This is a genomic window from Arthrobacter sp. ov407, from assembly GCF_900102895.1.
Classification (GTDB): Bacteria; Actinomycetota; Actinomycetes; order Actinomycetales; family Micrococcaceae; genus Arthrobacter.
Window position 1 is genome coordinate 160,166 of sequence record NZ_FNGD01000005.1, and the last position, 19,741, is coordinate 179,906.

The 19,741-nt window shown below is 62.4% G+C and carries 18 protein-coding genes and 1 pseudogene; 17 read left to right on the forward strand and 2 right to left on the reverse strand.

What is annotated here, in order from left to right:
• Positions 1 to 11 precede the first annotated feature (11 nt).
• The 4 genes from BLS42_RS08260 (at position 12) to BLS42_RS08280 (ending at position 5,292) form a co-directional block, all read left to right on the forward strand.
• A complete protein-coding gene (locus tag BLS42_RS08260) occupies positions 12 to 455 on the forward strand; it encodes a GNAT family N-acetyltransferase (RefSeq protein ID WP_090579265.1) in 444 nt (147 codons plus the stop codon).
• Positions 456 to 496: 41 nt separating this feature from the next.
• Positions 497 to 970: a GNAT family N-acetyltransferase gene (locus BLS42_RS08265; RefSeq protein WP_176803275.1), complete on the forward strand. Its 474-nt coding sequence runs from the start codon at positions 497 to 499 to the stop codon at positions 968 to 970.
• Positions 971 to 1,608: 638 nt separating this feature from the next.
• Entirely contained in the window at positions 1,609 to 2,214 is a 606-nt protein-coding gene (locus BLS42_RS08275; RefSeq protein WP_090579272.1) for an NADPH-dependent FMN reductase, read from the forward strand.
• Positions 2,215 to 3,417: 1,203 nt separating this feature from the next.
• Positions 3,418 to 5,292: a Na+/H+ antiporter NhaA gene (locus tag BLS42_RS08280; protein ID WP_090579274.1), complete on the forward strand. Its 1,875-nt coding sequence runs from the start codon at positions 3,418 to 3,420 to the stop codon at positions 5,290 to 5,292.
• Positions 5,293 to 5,603: 311 nt separating this feature from the next.
• Here BLS42_RS08280 and BLS42_RS08285 read toward each other — a convergent pair whose 3' ends face one another.
• The gene (locus tag BLS42_RS08285; RefSeq protein WP_090579277.1) at positions 5,604 to 6,251 is read right to left on the reverse strand and encodes a TetR/AcrR family transcriptional regulator; all 648 of its coding nucleotides are present in this window, start codon (positions 6,249 to 6,251) and stop codon (positions 5,604 to 5,606) included.
• A 106-nt stretch (positions 6,252 to 6,357) separates the two neighbouring features.
• On the opposite strand from BLS42_RS08285, the gene BLS42_RS08290 reads away from it, so the two are divergent.
• The 13 genes from BLS42_RS08290 (at position 6,358) to BLS42_RS08350 (ending at position 18,938) form a co-directional block, all read left to right on the forward strand.
• On the forward strand, positions 6,358 to 6,900 hold the full coding sequence (locus tag BLS42_RS08290) for a carboxymuconolactone decarboxylase family protein (protein WP_090579280.1): 543 nt from the start codon (positions 6,358 to 6,360) through the stop codon (positions 6,898 to 6,900).
• Positions 6,901 to 6,931: 31 nt separating this feature from the next.
• Positions 6,932 to 7,726, forward strand: a complete 795-nt coding sequence (locus tag BLS42_RS08295) for an isocitrate lyase/PEP mutase family protein (RefSeq protein ID WP_218122087.1) — start codon at positions 6,932 to 6,934, stop codon at positions 7,724 to 7,726.
• Between the two features lie 77 nt (positions 7,727 to 7,803).
• On the forward strand, positions 7,804 to 8,451 hold the full coding sequence (locus BLS42_RS08300) for a nitroreductase family protein (RefSeq protein WP_090579286.1): 648 nt from the start codon (positions 7,804 to 7,806) through the stop codon (positions 8,449 to 8,451).
• Between the two features lie 98 nt (positions 8,452 to 8,549).
• Positions 8,550 to 8,945: an MmcQ/YjbR family DNA-binding protein gene (locus BLS42_RS08305; protein WP_256336337.1), complete on the forward strand. Its 396-nt coding sequence runs from the start codon at positions 8,550 to 8,552 to the stop codon at positions 8,943 to 8,945.
• A gap of 199 nt (positions 8,946 to 9,144) precedes the next feature.
• Positions 9,145 to 10,176, forward strand: a complete 1,032-nt coding sequence (locus BLS42_RS08310) for a LacI family DNA-binding transcriptional regulator (RefSeq protein ID WP_090579293.1) — start codon at positions 9,145 to 9,147, stop codon at positions 10,174 to 10,176.
• Complete coding sequence (locus tag BLS42_RS08315; protein WP_090579296.1) at positions 10,173 to 11,147, forward strand: ribokinase; 975 nt, start codon at positions 10,173 to 10,175, stop codon at positions 11,145 to 11,147. The genes BLS42_RS08310 and BLS42_RS08315 overlap by 4 nt, the downstream gene beginning before the upstream one ends.
• A 14-nt stretch (positions 11,148 to 11,161) precedes the next feature.
• Entirely contained in the window at positions 11,162 to 11,566 is a 405-nt protein-coding gene (gene rbsD, locus BLS42_RS08320) for a D-ribose pyranase (protein WP_090579301.1), read from the forward strand.
• Positions 11,567 to 11,574: 8 nt separating this feature from the next.
• A complete protein-coding gene (locus tag BLS42_RS08325) occupies positions 11,575 to 13,068 on the forward strand; it encodes a sugar ABC transporter ATP-binding protein (protein ID WP_090579304.1) in 1,494 nt (497 codons plus the stop codon).
• Entirely contained in the window at positions 13,065 to 14,123 is a 1,059-nt protein-coding gene (locus tag BLS42_RS08330; protein ID WP_090579307.1) for an ABC transporter permease, read from the forward strand. The genes BLS42_RS08325 and BLS42_RS08330 overlap by 4 nt, the downstream gene beginning before the upstream one ends.
• 25 nt (positions 14,124 to 14,148) lie before the next feature.
• Positions 14,149 to 15,138, forward strand: a complete 990-nt coding sequence (locus BLS42_RS08335; RefSeq protein WP_090579311.1) for a sugar ABC transporter substrate-binding protein — start codon at positions 14,149 to 14,151, stop codon at positions 15,136 to 15,138.
• Between the two features lie 484 nt (positions 15,139 to 15,622).
• Positions 15,623 to 16,582 carry a deoxyribose-phosphate aldolase gene (gene deoC / locus BLS42_RS08340; protein ID WP_256336338.1) on the forward strand — a complete coding sequence of 320 codons (960 nt, stop codon included), beginning with the start codon at positions 15,623 to 15,625 and terminating at the stop codon, positions 16,580 to 16,582.
• Between the two features lie 20 nt (positions 16,583 to 16,602).
• A complete protein-coding gene (locus BLS42_RS08345; RefSeq protein ID WP_090579317.1) occupies positions 16,603 to 18,051 on the forward strand; it encodes an aldehyde dehydrogenase family protein in 1,449 nt (482 codons plus the stop codon).
• 14 nt (positions 18,052 to 18,065) lie between these two features.
• A complete protein-coding gene (locus BLS42_RS08350) occupies positions 18,066 to 18,938 on the forward strand; it encodes an aldehyde dehydrogenase family protein (protein WP_090579657.1) in 873 nt (290 codons plus the stop codon).
• A gap of 331 nt (positions 18,939 to 19,269) precedes the next feature.
• Here BLS42_RS08350 and BLS42_RS08355 read toward each other — a convergent pair.
• Positions 19,270 to 19,581, reverse strand: a pseudogene (locus BLS42_RS08355) (recombinase family protein); the annotation flags it as partial.
• Positions 19,582 to 19,741: the final 160 nt, after the last annotated feature.

Consider the following 19,741-nt stretch of genomic DNA (forward strand, 5'->3'; position numbering starts at 1 on the left):
AGGGACAGCCCATGACCGACGCGACCCGCTACCACTTCGAGTATCCCGATGAGGCCGCGTATCCGGACGAAAAAGGCGCCCTCGGTCAGGATCAGACCGTCCTCATCGACGAGGTCACCGATGATCCCCGGGCCCCCGCATTCGACTTCGTCAACGACAAAAAAACCGGCATCTATGAGGCAATCGTCGGCGGCACCGAGATCGCCGGCCTGCCCTACAACATTGCCGGCGACGACCGAGTCGTGCTGCTGGCCACCTCCGTGTTCCCCGAGTTTCGTAAACAGGGCTTCGCCACTGAGCTGATCCGACGTGTCCTCAATGATGTTCGCGGGCAAGGAAAAACAGTCACCATCATGTGTCCGATCGTGCGCACGTTCATCGAGCATAATCCCGAGTATGCCGACCTCATCGACCCCAAACACCCAGGAGTCAGCAGAGGGTCGCGCCGATCCTAGACCCAACCCTCCGAGCTTCCCCAACAGAAAGTGTGAAAGTGATGACCAACATCGAGGCCGAGAAGACCAACCGTGAAGCGAGTAACGCGGCACTCATCGTTGCTCTGAAAGAGAAGGCTCTCAGCGAGGTGGAGTCCAGCTGGGAGCTCGATGTGATCAACGATCCGGAGCGGGGCCGATGGATCGCCGCCCTCGGCGCTGAGGCCATCGGGGAGCTCACGTATCGGTTCGTGGGCGGCCGGGTGGTGTTGCTTTCAGCATGGGTCAGTCGTGCCTACCGCAACCATCGGGTAGCGACAGAACTCGTCGCTCGCGTGCTGGATGAGATCCGCGAGAGCGGGAAGAAGATCACCATCATCTGCCCGGTCGTGGGTGAGTTCATTGCCCGCAACCAGAAATACCTCGATCTCATCGACAAGGTACATCCTGGCTCCGGCGCCTACCCCCAGCACGAACCCTCAGGCGGCCTGGACGACGACGAGCAATTCAGCGCGTTTGAGCGTGACGTGACGTAACCGTTCGAGACTCAGCCCCGTGTCGAGTTGTCCAACGAGTCCCCGGTTTGTCAGCCGCGGACGAACATAGGCACCATGGCGCCCCCGGCGAAGTCGTTAGCGCCTTGAACCGGAGAGAGAAGCATCCAGATGTTCCAATTGAGAGGTCGAATTGTGGCAATCCCACTTGGTTTTTTAAGGCGACATTTTCGTCCAGTGTGGTGGGCTTACATCCTTTTGGGTCCCGCCTCGCGGGGTGATTATCTTGCACCGATCGTGCATTCGCACGACCCCTTCGAGCAGGCATCTGAAATAGACCTTGCAGGATTCGAAGTGGAGACCGACGCGCAGGCGCACGCGTACCGCTATGCGGTACGGCGAGACGACCTTCCAAAAGAACACGCCTAAGACGCGGCGGGGCACGGAGCGGCAGGTGACGCTCTTTTGTTGTTTGTCAGCTCGTGGAGCCTCAGCGGCGACTTAGTCGCTGCTCCGCAAATAGGGGAATGCAAAGGTCTGCACCAACCCGTACGCCCCGGCTACGGACACCGTCCAACCAGCCCCTGATGATTCATTAGTGCCCGGGGCCGTGCCTTCACGCATGCGCGGCCTCACCAATAACATGCCGGCCGCGGCCGGCCCTAGGAAGGATCAAGCTGATGGCAAAAACCTACAAAATTGGCTACTTCGTCGGCAGCCTGGCCAGCGGCTCCATTAACCGCACGCTGTCCAAGGCCCTCATCAAGCTAGCGCCGAGCAACCTTGAATTCACCGAGATCCCCATCAAGGATCTCCCCCTTTACAGCTACGACTACGACGCCGACTTCCCCGCTGAAGGACGCGCACTGAAGGAAGCCATCGAGTCCTGCGATGGCATCCTCTTCGTCTCGCCCGAATACAACCGCTCCATCCCAGGGGCTTTGAAGAACGCCATCGACTGGGGTTCCCGCCCCTGGGGATCCAATTCGTTCGCCCGCAAACCAAGCGGCATCATCGGTGCCTCGCCCGGGGGCATCGGCACCGCCGTCATGCAATCCACGATGCGCGCGGTGCTGAGCTTCCTTGACGCCCCCCAGCTGAACGCTCCGGAAGCCTACGTGCAATTCAAACCGGAAATCTTCGGCGATGACGGAGCAGTAACGGACGAGTCCACCGCAGCGTTCCTGCGTCATTACATGGAAGAATACGGTGCCTTCGTGGAGCGGGTCCTGGCGGCAAACGCTCCCGGACATATCGGCGATGCGCACCCGGACCTCTCCCGATAGGCTCCTCGACAACCGGAGGTACGACGACTCGCGCCCAGGTTTGTGGCGGGAAGGCCGGCCGGTGCCCCAGTGTTAGCGGTTAGTGAGGCGTTTGCGCCCGGCCACACCGGGTCGGTTCAGCCCGGAATGGCGGTTACGCCTATTTACTTCAGTCCTACGGGCGGACGCTTTGGAGGACGCCTCCGAAATGGGAATTTTCATTGGGATGCCCGCCTCGCCGTCGAATTGGGCACGGCCGACCTGGACCACGGGTTCGTCGTCGACCGCTGCCAGCGAGCAAGCCACGCCGAACGCAGCTACCTGCAGGCGATGAGCCAAGAGGGTGAAGGCCCTTCAGCCACGGCAGACCTGAGCGGGCGGCGCCGAACTCCGTAGTCTCTGACGTGGGGGATTAGGGGCGAAGTCCTCCGAGGCCAGTATGGTCATCTCAAGCCGGCGAAGGGGACGTCACTGACGTCACAACAATGAAGACGTGGCAGGCAGTTCCCGCTGCTGCATTTAGGGTGGATGAGTTAGGTTACAGCTGTTGACTGTAACCTAACTCTGAACTAGTGTTGTTGTCATGACAGCGAGCCGCTGTCGGCCAGAGGAGACGATCACATTGAAAGCCACCAGGAGAGAGACCCCGAGGACGCGGGTTTCGGCTTGGGCGAAAAAGCCGGCTGGAGCCTCCAGTGAAAACGCCTGAGGCCACTGGCGGCAGGGAGAGCGGCCCCTTGCGTTACGTCGATTACTACTCGACCTTGTCCTTGGCGGACTTCATGGCCTTAATTGCGTCTGGATGGAATGGCGGCGTCCATGACATCAGTGAGGCCTGATCTTCGGCAGTGACGAAACATCCGTGTAGGTCGGGACTTGCCGCGGCCGAGGTGGCGTGCGGCCTTGTCCACCCGGGCCCGTTTGCCCTCGCCTGTGGCCCGGATGACGAGGATCAGGACGACGCCAACAACCAGCAGTGCCGCCATGACTGCCGCAACGACAGTGAACTGCACCCGCCACGGCACGCGGCCCCTTGACCGGCCCGGCGATCAGGTCGATCGGGCGGCCCGGGGGTGCAGCTATACCAGCCAGCCAGGATCCGAGGTGGGCCGCTGGGCAGCAGAACCCGCATACACCCGTCAGGCTGTAAGTTAGTTCCCCGCCCCGGTTTCGATACAGTGGGCTTCTCGAAAGGCGTCAGGCGGACGGGGCGATGGTTTTGATATGACTGCGAATCAGGTCGCCGATGACGGCAGCCTCAACCGAACGATCTGGACACGAAGTGTCGCATCCCAACTGACCAGATTTCTCCGCACCGAATCCGGAAGCTCCGGTGTGCTCCTCATCGGGATCGTTGGAGCGCTTGTCTGGGCGAATCTCGGTGCCGCTTCGTACGAATGGTTTTGGCAATTACCACTGGGCGTGAACCTTGGCGGCATAGGCATCTCGCTGGACCTGCGTGGCTGGGTCAGCAGCGGCCTGATGACATTGTTTTTTCTCGTTGTTGGACTTGAGGCGCGACGAGAATTCGATCTTGGTGCGCTCCGGGAGCGTCGGCAGTTTGTGATCCCTTTCGCGGCAGGCCTAGCGGGCATTGCCGTTCCGGTGGCGATCTTTCTTGCGATCAACGCGGGGCAACCCGGACAGCACGGTTGGGGGGTGGCGATGTCCACCGATACCGCGTTGGCCCTCGGTCTGATGACCTTAATCGGCCGGGGACTTCCCGAGCGCATCCGCGGGTTCGTGCTGACAGTTTTCATCGTCGATGACCTGGTCGCGTTGCTGGTGATCGCGATCGTTTATACGAGCGATGTGCAGCCGATCGCACTTCTTGTTGCGGCAGTCGCTTTTGCCCTGATCCTGGTTGGGCGCCGGGTTCGGTTTCTGCGCGGGGTGACCGTACTGCTCGCCCTGGTGTCATGGATTGCGTTGTTGTTCAGCGGCGTTGATCCGATCGTGCTCGGACTCGCGGTCGGTCTGGTCACGCCGGCGTATTCACCGGACCGGCGTCTGCTCGAGGAGGCAAGCGGCACGTTCAGACGGTTCCGGGAGCAGCCGACACCGGCGCTGGCACGGTCGGTGGCCGCCGGCCTTCGGTCGACTCTGTCTCCGAACGAGCGGATGCAGACGGTCTACCATCCGTGGACGAGCTACCTGATCGTGCCGGTGTTCGCTTTGGCGAACGCGGGCATCAGCCTTGACCCGCAATTCTTGGCAGCAGCGATCTTCGCACCCGTCACAGTGGGTGTGTTCCTCGGCTATGTCGTCGGCAAACCGGTGGCTGTCTTGGGCGTGACAGCGATCCTCACGTGGCTCACCGGCGGGCGGCTTCGACCACCCGTTGGTTGGGCTGCCGTCGCGGGCAGCGGCACCATCGCGGGTGTCGGATTCACGGTGGCCGTGCTGGTCGCGTCCCTCGCGTTCGCCGGCTCTGAGCTTCAGGAAGCAAAGCTCGGCATCCTCGCCGCCGCGACCGCGGCATCCCTCATCACCTGGCTGGTCTTCCGAATCACCGCTGTGCTGCCGCCGGCCGTGCGCACCCGGGCGCTATTGGGGGCAAGCACGTCCCTCCCCGATCTGGTCGCATCCGTGGATGAGAGCCGCGACCACGTTCGCGGTTCCCTCGATGCAGTTGTCACGATCGTCGAATACGGGGACTTCGAGTGTCCGTATTGCGGCAGAGCCGAACCCTCGGTGCGGGAGCTGCTCGACGATGAGGAGGTCCGCTTCGTATGGAGGCATCTGCCCATCTCGGATGTGCACCCGAATGCGCAGCTCGCTGCTGAAGCTGCAGAGGCCGCGGCAACGCAGGGCGCGTTCTGGCCCATGCACGACCTGCTGCTGACGAACCAGCACCACCTCGCGCCGGCGGAACTCGAGAGTTACGCCGAGCAACTCGGGCTAGACGTCCCGCGGTTCCGGCGACAGTTGGCTTCCCGGCAGTTCCAAAGCCGAGTTGAGGAGGATGTCCGTTCAGCGGATCTCAGCGGAGCAAGCGGCACACCGACGTTCTTCATCAACGGCCAGCGGCACTACGGAGCCTATGACGCGCAGTCCCTCCGGGAAGCAGTCCTGACTGCCCGGGACAAGGCACGTTAGCGGAGTGCTGGCGCTTCCAACAAGCGCAGGGGCCTTGTGGCAGTGCTCCTGAAGATTTCCCGGGGAAGGTGCGTTGAGGTGATAGTGCCGGGAGTGTTGAGTAAAGAATTTTCTGTGGTCATGCGGTATCTGAAGCAGGTGGCCCTTTCCTGTGATTCGACCCATGCTTCGTAGCCTCCTTGAGGCTTCACACCGTATTTGCTGACGCCCGCAACTGGGGATCCTGGAGCTCAACCTAACGGAGGACATTGCGCTGTTATCGGCGTTTGCGGCTTGGAACGTGCAACGCCTTCATTCCTGGCGGGCCCGCGTCAGTTGGAGTCGGCGTCATCGGGCGTCGCAGCAAACGTCCGCAGGTGGTCGACGGCGGCGTACAACGAGTCCCGTAGCGGCGCGATGTCGCGAGCGACCTGAGCGAGGAGCATGCCTCCCTGGTAGGCGGCGACGAACATGTGGGCAAGCCGCACCGGGTCGGCTGACGCGTCGATGCGGCCGAGTCGCTGCATTCGCTCGAGTCCTTCACGGAAGATGTCTCGCCACTGCTCGAAGGCGCGCGCGAGCTGTTCGTGAATGTCGAGATCGGTCTTTACGATCTCGCTCGCCAGGGCGCCGAGGCTGCAACCGTCCTCGAACGGGCGACCAGAGAGGATGTAGAAGTCCGCCCAGTCTTGAAAAGCGTCGACGCTGTCGAAGCCTGCGAACCGTTCGCTGCGGTGGAATCCGAGGATGCTGTCCGCCTGCCAGTCGATGACGGCAAGGACCAGGCTCTCCTTGGTCGGGAAGTAGTGGGTGAGTTGCGATCCGCTGACGCCGGCGGCACTTCGGAGCAGTTCGTTGTTCGTCGCGTGGACGCCCTTGGCGTAGATCAACTCCGCGGCATGCCGCAGGATGTGGGCGCGTGTCGCATGCCCCTTCACCGTGAGCTTCTGCGGCCTCCGAGAGCCGATGCTGACCTGCATGCCACCATTCTAGTACAGCATTGGGCTTGACAACCCACTTTCACATGGTGTCCACTCTAATAGTGGACGAAATAGTCCAATAATCAAATCTGAAGGATCAACTGCCATGTCCCGACTTACCGCTCCCAGCCTCGAAGACGTTCCTGCCGGGGCTCAGAGCATCCTCGACGGAATCCGCAAGCAGCTCGGCTTCGCGCCGGGCATGTTCAACACCCTCGCGGCGAACCCCGCCGTTCTCGAGATCGTGATGACCCTGCAAGGCGGCATCGGCCGTCTTCTCGACGCGAAGACGCGGCACACAATTGCGCTGGCCGTCTCACAGTCCAACGATTGCGCCTACTGCCAGGCTCTGCACACGTACGTGTCGTCGGGGCTCGGCGGCATGTCGACCGACGACATCGAGCTGGCGGGCGCAGGAAGCTCCACCGACCCTCGTCGAGCAGCCGTGGCTCGTTTCGTGCAGCGGGTGGTAGAGACACGTGGGCAGGTCGGCGACGCCGACATCGCTGCGGTGCGCGGGGCCGGATACAGCGACGCGGAGATCCTCGCGATCGTCACCGTCGCGGTGGTGTACCTTCTCACGAACTACCTCAACAACGTCAACCAGACAGTCGTTGACGTCCCCGTCGACGGTGGCCAGGCTAGCTGACGTGCCGGGCTCCGAGAGGTACGAGAGGTTCATGGCCCTGCATACCCGCGAGGGCGGTTTCGTTATGCCGAATGCGTGGGACGGCCTCTCGACGCAGGTCCTCGCCGATGCCGGCTTCGAGGCGATAGCGACGTCGTCCTATGCCCTCGCCGCGTCGCTGGGTCGGCTGGACGGACGACACCAGGTCACGCGCGACGAGCACCTCGCACATGCAGGGTTACTCTCTCGCCTGACTGACCTGCCTGTCAACGGCGACTTCGAGGACGGCTATGGAAATACGCCTGAAGACATCGCGGCGACAGTGAACGCCGCAGTCGAGCATGGGTTGGCAGGCATCGGCATCGAGGACACGTCCGGCGATCCTGACCGGCCGATCCGCGACTTCGACGAGGCGGTCGCTCGCGTGCGCGCTTCGGTCGCGGCGGCCAAGGGCCGCATCGTAGTTACCGGGCGCGCTGACAACTACCTGTATGGGCGGCCCGATCTCGACGATACGATCCGCCGCCTCACCGCCTTCGCTGAGGTCGGTGCTGACGTGGTCTACGCGCCGTACCCGTCTGACCTCGATGCGCTCGGTGCGATTGTCACTGCGGTCGCGCCGACGCCGGTCAACGTCCTCATCTCGCCGGCGGACGCGGTGCTGACCGTCGCTGAGCTGCGCGCGATAGGCGTCAAGCGGATCAGCCTCGGGCCAGCACTCTACGCCCATGCGATGGGCGCCCTCGACGAGGCGGTCGGCGCGCTCGTGCGCGGCGACCTCGCGACCGCGACGACAGGCATGGACTTCGGGCGGATGGATGCCCTGCTCGGCCGCGGCTCGCGCTGATCTTCCTCAGATCGGCCGTTGCCTTACACCTCTAGCTCCTCACTCCCATCAAGCATTCTGACGAAAGAAGACCAATCATGGATCTCGACAAGCTCATGAACAAGCACCTCACGCGCTACTTCGACGGCAGCAAGACCATCCCGGAGGAGACTCTCCAGCAGCTGCTGCGATTCCTGCGCTCGACGCCGTCGTCGGTGAACGTGCAGCCGAATCACTTCTACGTGCTCGCCACCGAGGCGGGGAAAAAACAGCTCGCGACCAACCTGGGTGAGCGCTTCCAGGACAACGCCGAGAAGGTCCTGAACGCGTCGCACGCCGTCATCCTCACCACGCGGACGGACGTGCCCGAGGAACACCTCGATGCGGTCTTCGCGAAGGAGCGGGCGGACAGCCGGTTCCCCGACCCCGCGAAGCAGGAGCTGTGGGAGTCGATGACCCGAGACTTCCTCAACATTCGCAACTCCACCTACAAGGATCTGGACCACTGGATGGAGAAGCAGACCTACATGGCGTTGGGCATGACGATGATGGCGGCCGCCGAGCTCGGCATCGACGCCACGCCGCTGGAGGGGTTCGATCGGGCCAGCGTCGACGAGGCGTTCGGCATCGGCGAGACCGGATACACGACAACGGTGCTCCTGGCACTCGGCTACCCCGATACGGCCAAGGCCTATGCCACGCCGATTTCCCGGTTCGACGCCGACCGGTTGTTCACCTTCGCCTGAACCGTGGACCCGGCGCCTCCAGGGCGCCGGGTCCATCCGATTCGGAGTGCGAGGGCGCGAGTGGCGCGTCCACCAACACGAACAGCCAGGAGGGCGAAATGCAACATGATATGACGCAGCAGGAACAGTCGGCCACGCGCGCCGAGGAACTCCCCGGCGCGGAGCGGACCCATCAGTCCACTGGGGACTGGGAGGTGTGGAAGGTCGGCGGCAAGGTGTTCATGCTGCAGACCGCGATGCCCGGGGAACCGGTCGTGATCCTCAAAGCAGATCCCTCCGATGCAGCATCGCTGCGCGAAGCTCACAGTGAGATCACCCCGGGCTACCACATGAACAAGACGCACTGGATCACGCTGCATCCAGGAGGCGGCATCGACGCGGGGCTCGTCGACGAGCTCGTGACCGAATCGTACCTGCTTGTCGTCGAGGGGCTTCCCAAGCAGCAGCGGCCGGTAGACCCCGAGACGTTCCGACTTGCTCAGCCGCGAAGCTGAACGAGGTCGACCAACTAACGGCCGGGTCACACGCACCGCTGATCCGGCTCGCAAGAGCGACGTCAGACGACACAATCGATTCGCCACGGAAGGATCCACTTTCCCATGACGCTCTTGAATCCACTATTGACCCAAGCCGGAACTGCGTGGCAAGATTCCTGTAATCGATTACTGTAATCGATTACAGACAGAGGATTCAATGACGAATATTCAGGAAGTCGCGAGGGTGGCCGGGGTGTCGACCGCGACGGTTTCGCGCTTTCTTTCGGGCCAGACGGTTCGATCCGGGGAAGCAATTCAGAACGCTGTTCGAACGCTTGGCTATTCGCCAAGCGTCGTCGCCCGCAGTCTTAAATCCGGGCGCCACGGAGCCATCGGCGTTATCGTTCCCGACATCACGAACCCGTTTTTTGCTGCCTTGGTGAAAGGGATCAACCACGAGGTCCGGGCTTCCGGATACCAGGTAATCCTTGGTAACAGTGATGAAGACGCCCCGCAGGAGGAAGCGCTGTTGGCTGCCCTGACTCAGCGGACGGACGGCATCATCATTGCCCCGCTGGTCGAGGGCGACCTTTCCTTGGTAAGGCTGGAAAAATCGAGGACCCCGGTGGTCCTTGTCGACCGGGACATCACCTTCGCTACAAGGTTCGACCGCGTGCTCGTGGACAACCTGTCCGGTTCGCGGCAAGCCGTTGAACACTTGGCTGCCCTCGGCCACCGGGCCATCGCCCATATTGGTGGGCCTCTCGGATCTACTCCCGGCCGTGCCCGCCACGAAGGCTTCGTTGCTGCTATGGAAAGGCTGGGTCTGCCGGTGCGGCAGGACCTCATCCGGATTTCAGATTTCCGGGAAGAGGGCGGCCGGGACAGCATGCGGGATCTATGGAACCAGCCGGACCGTCCGACCGCCGTCTTCATCGCCAACAACCTCATGACTATCGGCGCCCTGAATGCGCTTCACGTCTTGGGTGCGCGGATTCCGCACGATATTTCGGTTGTGGGATTCGATGATGTCGCCCTCGCCGAACTACTTGATCCGCCGCTGACCGTCATTCGTCGCCCCGATATAGAACAGGGAGCGGCCTCCGCCAGGCTGCTTCTGTCCAGGCTGGAACAGGATTTTGAGCCTGACGCGTCGCTTTCGCAGTCCCACCGGATCACATTGCCGGTCCAACTCGTGGTGCGCGGTTCGACTTCAGCGCCTGCACACAGAGAAAGAGAACAGGAATGAGCCAAAACCCAGCGCTGCGAGGTGAGCACGTCTCGGGAGGCGTCATTGTCGTCGGAAGCATCACGGCCGATGTGACCGCTTTTTCCGTCACGCTGCCGCGCCCTGGCGAGACAGTCCTCGGTGACGATTTCACCCTCGTGTTGGGCGGAAAAGGAGCTAACCAGGCCGTAGCCAGTGCCCTCGCCGGGGCCCGGTCATACCTGGTTGGCTGCGTCGGGGACGACCTCTTCAGGACGATGGTCTTCGACGGGTTGGTCAAAAGCGGTGTAAACGTCGAACACATCAGAGTCGTGGACGGGGCGACGGGCGTCGCCCATATCCGGGTCGACGCTTCCGGTGAGAACGATATCGTCATCACGCCTTTGGCCAACTCCCGGCTGACCCCGGAACACGTCGAAGCTGCGGTGGAGGATCTGTCGGGCCAGGCATCGGTGATGCTCACGCAGCTCGAAATTCCGATCGACACGTGCATCCGTGCCATCCGTGCCGGCAAAGCATCCGGGCTGACAGTCCTCCTCGACCCTGCCCCGGCCCAGCACCTGGACCAGGGCATCTGGACCTCTGTGGATATCGTCACACCGAACGAAACCGAGGCGTCGCTGATCACGGGCATCCCGGTGGTGGACGAGGTAAGCGCCATCGCAGCAGGACGCTGGTTCTGTGATCGGGGGGTCCGGCATGCGGTGATCACGCTGGCCTCTGCCGGCGCGGTGCTGGTTTCCGGGGAGGAAGTTACACGCTTCGCGGCGTTCTCAGTGGATGTCGTTGACACCACTGCCGCCGGTGATTCCTTCGCCGGTTACCTGGGGGCCGCATTGGCGGAGGGAATTGCCCTCGATGCAGCTATTGGACGGGCGATGGCCGCCGGCGCCCTGGCCGTGACAATGCGGGGGGCCTCCCCAAGCCTGCCGGGCAAAGAAGAAGTCGAACGGCTTCTGTCTGCGCAGTCCACCACCTCCTACCGGAATTAGAAAAGGAACATCTGTTGAGAAGCAATGGAGCAAGTCTCAATGCCCAGCTGTCGCGTGTCATTTCTGAGACGGGCCATACCGACCTGGTGGTCATCACCGATGCGGGTCTGCCGATTCCCCCCTCCGTCGAGCGCATCGATCTTGCCTACAGGCCAGGGGCACCGGCGTTCCTGGACCTCCTGGACACGGTCCTGAGCGAACTGGCAGTCGAAGGCGCCATCGTCGCCAACGAGATCGTTGAACAAAGCCCGGCGATGCTGACCGAACTGCGACGCCGCTTCGACCCGCTTGGCATCGAGTTGGAAATGATTCCGCATGCTGAGTTCAAGATCCGCACCGGCTCAGCCCGTGCGGCCGTGCGGTCCGGGGAGTTCACGGCCTTCGCGAACGTGATACTCCGCGCCGGCGTCGTGTACTGAGGCCCAGGATGATTATCGAACTCCGGGACATCCGCAAAAGTTTCAGCGGCACAGAAGTACTCTCCGGTATCAACCTTGCGGTCAAAGGCGGCGAAGTCGTCGCTCTGGTCGGAGAAAACGGGGCGGGTAAATCTACGCTGACCAGGATCATCTCCGGAGCCCACGCACCAGACAGCGGCTCCATCGTCATTGACGGGGCCGAAGCGGACCTCAAGCATCCCCAGGATGCGATGGATCTTGGCATCCACGTGATTTATCAGGAATTTCTGCACAACATTTTCCCGCAGCTCACAGTGGCGGAGAATCTTTTCACCCTGGATAAGTCAGCGGAATTCGGCCGGCTTTTCGTCAATAAAAAAAAGATGTCCCGGCAAGCCAGAACCGTCATGGAAACCATCGGTCTTCATGCCGATCCCAATGCCCTGGCCCAGACACTGAGCGTTGCTGAACTGCAGATGCTGGAGATCGTCAAATCTCTCGGGCACAACATCCGCATGCTCATCCTCGATGAGCCCACCGCGGCATTGGACGAGCAGGAGTCCGAACGTCTCTTCGAACAGGTAGCGTCGCTTCGCGGCGCTGGCATCTGCGTCGTGTACATCTCGCACCGTCTCGAAGAAGTGTTCCGTATCTCTGACCGCGTGGTGGTCCTTCGCAACGGGAAGGTCGCACTCGAAGGCAGGACCGAACAACTCACTGAACGTGACGTTGTCTCTGCCATGGTCGGCCGTGAGGTCGATGACTTCTACCCGAAAGAACGGCATACCCGCGACGAGGTCGTCCTTTCGGTGCGCGGTGCCGGATCCGGCGACCGGTTCAGCGACATCGATCTTGAGGTCCATGCCGGGGAGGTTCTGGGCATCGGAGGGGTCTTCGGCTGCGGGAAAGGCGATGTCCTCCGCGCACTCTTTGGTCTTCTACCCCTGACGGGCGGTGAAGTGTTCCTGGCCGGACAACGCCTGCCGGTCACGAACCCACAAGGGGCGATCGCGGCGGGAATTGCGTACATCACTCCGGACCGCCAAGCGGAGGGGCTGTGCCTACAGCAATCCGTCTCGGACAACATCTCCCTCGCCTCCCTCCACTCGTTCTCCCCGACCGGGCTGATGCAGCGCCGCCCGGAGATGACTTCAACAGAAGAGGTCATCTCGGGGCTGCGCATCCGTACACCCTCGCCGGGGACTGATGTCGGCCACCTGTCCGGTGGAAACCAGCAAAAAGTGCTCTTCGGACGCTGGGTCCTCACCAAACCGAAGCTGCTGCTGATGGAGGAACCGACGCGCGGGGTCGACATCGGAGCCAAAACCGAGATCTACCGGATCATCAACGAACAGGCCGCCCAGGGTGTCGCCGTGATTCTCGTTTCCTCTGACCTTCCCGAGCTGGTCGCCATGTCCGACCGGGTGGTGGTCATGCGCCAGGGAGGTCTCGTGGCAGAACTCCGCGGAGCAGACCTGAACCAACAAAAACTTCTCGAGCACGCATTGGAGAGCTCCGTATGAATGCCTCATTTCTCAAACTCAGCCGGGAACTCCGGGCAATTTGGATGCTGCTCCTGGTCTCTGTGATCCTTTTCATCGCCACGCCACTCTTCCTCACCGGACCTAATCTGCTGAACGTCTTGTTGGCCTCCTCGGTCACTGTTCTGCTGGCATCGGGCCAGACCTTCGTGATCCTTCTGGGCGAGATCGACCTGTCCGTGGGCGCGGTCCTCGCACTCTCCGGAACCACGACAGCGATCGTTCTGCAGTCCCAGCCGCTGGCGGTCGGTCTCGCCGCAGGACTCGGGGTCGGTGCACTCGGTGGACTGATCAACGGCCTCCTGGTGACGAAACTCCGGATGCCGTCCTTCATTGCCACTCTTGCCAGCACCTCAGCCTTCGCGGGCCTGGCGCTGTTCATTACGCAGGGAAACCCGGTAGGTGTCAAAAACGCCGGGTTCCTGGCCATCGGCCAGGGACGGCCGCTGACCGTCCCGATGCCTGTCTGGATCATCCTCATTGTTGTCGCGGCGTTCGGATTCCTCCTGGCCCGCACTCGCTTTGGCCGCTACATCTACGCGACCGGCGACAACCCCGAAGCGTCGCGGCTGTCGGGAATCAAAGTCCACCGGACCACAATCCTGGCGTTCGTCATCAGCGGAGTCCTTGCCTCCCTGGCCGGGTTCGTCCTGACGGCCCGGCTCGGCACCGCCCAGCCTACAGCCGGGAACGGCCTTGAACTCGCGGCCATCGCCGCCGTCATCATCGGCGGAACAAGCCTCGCCGGCGGCCGAGGGGCATTGATCGGAACATTCATCGGGGCCATCCTCCTCGGGGTCATCGACAACGGGTTGAACCTCCTGGATGTCTCGCCGTTTCTTCAGGGCGTCGTGAAAGGGCTCGTCATTCTCTTCGCTGTCTTCCTCGACCGTAATTCCGATCTGATCCGGGGCCTCTGGCAACTGGTGCGGCCGGCACGGAAACAGGCAACCCCCACACGCAACATTGACGACGGCCCGGCAAACGGGTCTCCCGATCCCCAGGTTCCCACCCCATCCATCATTATCCGCAAATAGCTCATTAACAGACAAGGACGTCAAAATGAATTGGAAAAACGCATCAGTGGCACTCATCGCCACCATCGCTCTCGGTGCCACACTCTCGGGGTGCAACCGCGGAGATGGCGCCGCGGCGACGAGCAAGCCGCTTTCATCAACCATGGTCATCAGCACGCTGAACAACCCGTTCTTTGTTTCCGTGGCAGACGGCGCCAAGGCACAGGCCGAGACGTCCGGAATGAAACTGGACGTCCAGAACGCGAACAACAAGGACCAGGGTCTGCTGGACCTGACGTCGACGGCCCTGACGAAGCAGCCCAGCGTCCTGATCGTGGACCCGGTGAGCAGCGATTCCGGCGCATCCGTGACGAACCAGGCGAACCAGGCCAAGGTCCCGGTCGTCGCCTTTGACCGGGAACCCAGCTCAGGGGATCTGGCAAGTTTCATCGGCTACGACGCTATCCAGGCAGGCCGGGCCGGCGCCAAGGCCCTCGGTGAGGCGGTCGGCGGGAAGGGCCAGGTAGCGGAAATCCAGGGAATCATGGGCACCAGCGTCGCGCAGGACCGCAGCAAGGGATTCAACGAGGGCATCAAGGCATTTCCCGGCATCCAGATCGTGGCCGTGCAGGCAGCGGAATTTGACCGGGGGAAGGCCCTGGACGTCATGACCAACGTGCTGCAGGCCCACCCGGATATCAACGGCGTATATGCGGCAAACGACGAGATGGCCATGGGTGTTGTCTCCGCGCTGAAGGCCCGCGGGCTCTCCGGAACGGTGAAGGTCGTCGGAAATGACGGAATAGCCGATGCACTCGCAGCCATCAAGGCCGGCACCATGTACGCGACGAACGCAGAATCACCCTTCGTGCTTGGCAAACAGGTCGTCACCATCGCCGCCAAGGTCGCCAAGGGCGAGCAGGTAGATAAGCACACTGTCCTGCAAGGCCGACTGGTCACCGCAAAAGACATTACGGACCTGTGCACCTTCCTGACAGGCGAGGGCGACACCAAAACCTGCGCCGGGCTCAGCTGAGCCCACAGCCGGCCCGCCCCCATTCGGGAACATTGACACACCGCCCGGCGACAGCACCCGGACGGCACCGTGGTCGCTGCGACACACGGTTCCAGACAGTGACGCCGTTGACTCCTTCGGACCAGTCAACGGCGTCACGGTAACTGACTGCGCCACGATTTACTGAGCGCAGACACGGGTTTGTGCCCTGATCCCCAAATGACGGACCCTACCCGGCTGTTGTCCCAAGCCGCGTTGACGTCATCAGTTGGTCCCGCGGCCCTTGAGCACCGGGTCTTGTTGGCCCGACCGGACCATGGTTGGCCACCCAGTAAGCCGTTCGCAGCGGCGTCGATTGTTCCCAACCATCCACCTCACCGAGAGGCACGTCTGAATGAGTAAGCCCGCGGCTGCCGCCACCACGCCCGCAGCGAAACAGCCCACGCCCGCAGCGAAACAGCCCGCGCCTGCAGCGGGGCCGCACGTCGCACCACAACCATTGCCCGTGCAACGGTCAAAACCCGGACTTCCGCCGGACGTTGCTGCCATCTCCGCCAGCAACTCCTCGCTGAAGGCGTTTCTGCACGCCCTGCCGGCCGTTGATCCGGTCGGACTGGAAGCCAGAGTCGCTGTGCTGGGGACACGGTCCATAAAAAAAGACAGCAAACTCCAGCTGATCGACCTGGCGATCTCCATGGTGGACCTGACCACGCTGGAAGGCGCCGACACTGAAGGAAAAGTCAGGAACCTGTGCCGCAAAGCGCTGCTGCCGGACCCGGACTATCCGGATACCCCGCGCACGGCGGCCATTTGCGTCTATCCGGACATGGTGAGAACCGCGGCGACGACGCTGGCGGGATCGGGAATCCGGGTGGCCTCGGTGGCAACTGCCTTCCCTGCGGGCCGGTCTTCGCTTGAGGTCAAACTAGCCGACATCGCTCTGGCCCTCGAAGCAGGAGCCGACGAGATCGATATGGTGATCGACCGGGGAGCGTTCCTGTCCGGAAACTACGCCAAGGTCTTTGAGGAGATCACGGCGGCCAAGAAGGCCTGCGGACAAACCGTCCTCAAGGTCATCCTCGAAACAGGGGAACTGGGAACCTACGACGGCGTACGGCGCGCGTCCTGGCTTGCATTGCTCGCCGGCGCCGACTTCATCAAAACATCCACCGGCAAAGTGTCCCCAGCCGCGACGCTTCCGGTCACGTATCTCATGTTGCAGGCCGTCCGGAACTGGCACGACATGACGGGCCAGCGACGATCGGTGAAGGCGGCCGGCGGCATACGGACCACGAAGGACGCCATCAAGTACCTGGTGATGGTCAACGAAGTCGCGGGAGCATCATGGCTGGACCCCGACTATTTCCGGTTTGGGGCCTCCGGCGTAGTCAATGACCTCATCATGCAGCGCCGCACCCAAAAAGAGGGCCATTACTCCGGCCCGGGCTACGTAACCGTCGACTGAACGAAAGACCGAGCACATCCATGGAACTCCATTACGCATCCGCGCCGGAAAACGCATCCATTGCACGCCTGGCGTCTCGCTATCAGATGTTTGTCGACGGAAAATTCATTGACGGTCAGGGACCGGACCTTGAGTCAACAAACCCGGCCACGGGCAAGCCGCTGGCTGCGGTGTCGTCCGCATCCGCCGCCGACGTCGACACCGCGGTGGCTGCTGCCCGCCGCGCCTACGAAAATGTGTGGTCCGCGATGCCGGGCGCAGAACGCGGCAAGTACCTCTTTCGGATAGCCCGCGGCATCGCCGAACGCGCCAGGGAACTGGCAGTCCTGGAAACGCTGGATAACGGCAAGCCTATCCGTGAAACACGCGACTTCGACGTTCCCAACGCGGCGCAGCACTTCTTCTACTACGCCGGCTGGGCCGACAAAATCCAACACGCAGGTTTCGGCAGCAGACCCGGAGCCCTCGGTGTTGCAGCGCAGGTCATTCCGTGGAATTTCCCGCTGCTGATGGCCGCCTGGAAGCTGGCGCCGGCACTGGCTGCAGGAAACACCGTCGTGATCAAGCCCGCCGAAACGACCTCGCTGTCCATCTTGATCTTGGCCGAAATCATTGCCGATGCCGGCCTCCCCGCCGGTGTGGTCAACATCCTGCCCGGGGCCGGGGACATCGGCGCAGCCTTGGTCGAGCACGACGGCGTGGACAAGGTCGCCTTCACCGGTTCCACCGCCGTGGGCAAAAAAATACAGCACAGCTTGGCCGGAACCCACAAAAAACTGACCCTCGAACTTGGAGGCAAGGGAGCCAACATCGTCTTCGCCGACGCCGCACAGGACCAGGCAGTTGAAGGGGTTGTCAACGGAATTTTCTTCAACCAGGGCCAGGTCTGCTGCGCCGGGTCGCGCCTGCTGGTCCAGGAATCCATCGCCGAGGAATTCCTGGACCGGCTCAAAACCCGGGCCGCCGCCCTGCGCGTGGGGGATCCGTTGGATAAAAACACGGACGTCGGGGCAATCAATTCCGCTGCCCAGTTAACCAAGATCACCGAGCTGTGCGCCGCGGGCTCCAACGAAGGCGCCGGACGGTGGACCAGCCCCGCCATGCTGCCCGAACAAGGATTCTTTGTGGCACCGACCATCTTCACCGACGCTACCGCGTCCATGCGCATCAGCCGCGAGGAAATCTTCGGACCAGTCCTGGCCGTATCCACCTTCCGTACCCCGGACGAGGCCGTAGCCAAGGCAAACAACACCCCCTACGGGCTCTCAGCCGGCGTCTGGACCGAGAAAGGCTCCCGCGCCATGGGCGTCGCCGCCGGGCTCAAAGCAGGAGTCGTGTGGGACAACACATTCAACAAATTTGATCCGACAGCAGCGTTCGGCGGATACGGAGAATCAGGCTTCGGACGCGAAGGCGGCCCTAGCGGACTGGCAGCATATTTGAATACAGATGACGAAGGAGTGCTCTAGTGGCCAGGGTTGCAGTGTCAAAAACGTACAAACTCTACATCGGCGGGGTCTTTCCCCGTTCCGAGTCGGGCCGCACCTATCAAGTCACAGACAGGACGGGGACCTTCATGGCAAACGCAGCTCTTGCCTCACGAAAGGACGGCCGGGAAGCTGTCAGCGCTGCCCGCAAAGGCCACGTCACCTGGGCCAAGGCCACACCATACAACCGCGGACAAGTAATCTACCGGATCGCGGAGATGCTGGAAGGACGCAGGACGGAATTCACCTCCGCTCTGGTGGACACACTCGATATGGACCCTGCCAAGGCGGCGGAGGAAGTCGACGCAGCCATAGACCGCCTTGTGCACTACGCCGGATGGACGGACAAAATCGCGGCCGTATTCGGCGGATCCAACCCGGTATCCGGACCGTATTTCTCCTATTCCGCCCCGGAACCGACCGGCGTCGTTGCAGCCGTCGCCCCGTCGGGCAATGCGTTGCTAGGACTCGTGGCCGTCATCGCACCGATCATCTGCAGCGGCAACTCCGTCGTGATCGTCGCCGACGCAGCGACTCCAAACGTTGCGATCGCCTTCGCGGAAGCCCTCGCCACCAGCGATCTTCCCGCAGGTGTCGTGAATATCCTCACCGGGCAGGCCGCGGAAATCATGCCCTACCTGGCCTCGCACGGCGACGTCAACGCCCTGGACCTCTCAGCGGCCGGCGCCGTGCTGCGCACAACACTTGCCCAGGCGGCATCGGAAACCGTCAAGCGGGTGTACGCGCCCAAGGGAAGCCCGGACTATGCGGCGATCCCCGGCACGGGCCGGCTAAGGGCCTTCCTGGAAATCAAAACACTCTGGCATCCGGTAGGAGCTGTGTCGCTCACCGGGGGCGGCAGCTATTGATCGCACACGCGCGGCCGTCGATGGCATAACGGGCCTTCGGTTGTAATGAGGACTTCGCGACTCCTTGGCCCACCGACTGAACCATCAAGCCAATTGATCGGGCGGAAGCCCAGCTATATGCCGCAGCCTGACACATGCGCTGTTATCGGAGTCAGTTGATCGCCAGAGAACTGGTACTCGTCAGCCGCGGAACCAGCCCTGACTATAAGCACAGACGCCTCGACGTAACCAGCAGCCGTTGACGGCCTCTGAGTAGGAAGGAATCAGGGAATATGATCTCGGCGGTGGTGTGGAGTCCTCCCTTATATAGGGAGACGAGGTGGGCTTCCTAGCTCTTGCTGAGTTTGGGTTGTTTGCCGCGGAGCCGGCCTTTGGCTTTGGCGACCTGCATGCCTTCGCGGGTGCGGGCGCGGATGAGGTCGGATTCGAATTCGGCGACCATGGCCAGGGCCTTGAAAAGGAGCCGGCCGACCGGGTCGGTGGGGTCGTGGACGGATCCGCTGATGCTGAGCTTCACGTTCCGTTTGGTGAGGTCTTCGATGATGTCCCTCGCGTCGGACAGCGACCGGGCGAGCCGGTCGAGTTTGGTGATGACGAGCGTGTCGACGGCACGGACGGCGGCGAGAGCTTCGCGCAGTCCCGGGCCCGATGATGTGGCCGGTCATGGGTGCAGCCCATGGATCCAGACCCACATGTCTACGACGCTTCTCAGCTCAGCGTCGGGCTTCCTGGTCAGCGGTTGTTCGCTCGTCCGGCGAAGGCCCAGTCGCGTCGATCGACCAGCTCGCGACCGGGCTCATGGG